Below are 291 nucleotides of genomic sequence, written 5' to 3'. Positions count from 1 at the left end.
CCCTCGTGGTCCACGGCGAGGCAGCGGTCGGCGTCGCCGTCGTGCGCCACGCCGAGATCGGCACCGTGGGCGACCACCGCGGCCTGGAGGGCCTCTAGATGCGTCGACCCGACACCCTCGTTGATGTTGATCCCGTCCGGTTCCGCGCCGATGACGATCACGTTCGCGCCGGCGTCCTTGAACACCTGAGGCGAGCAGCCGGAAGCGGCCCCGTTCGCGCAGTCGAGGACGACCGTCAGGCCGTCCAGTCGGTGCGGGAGGGTCGTGAGGAGGTGGACGATGTAGCGGTCC

Annotated in this window: 1 pseudogene; it reads right to left on the bottom strand. The window is 70.4% G+C overall.

The window, feature by feature from the left end:
- Nucleotides 1-291 (bottom strand): annotated as a pseudogene (locus LK12_RS23490) (phosphoglucosamine mutase); the annotation flags it as partial.

It is taken from the genome of Novosphingobium malaysiense, assembly GCF_000802225.1.
GTDB lineage: Bacteria > Pseudomonadota > Alphaproteobacteria > Sphingomonadales > Sphingomonadaceae > Novosphingobium > Novosphingobium malaysiense.
This window is presented reverse-complemented; position numbering and strand designations above follow the sequence as displayed.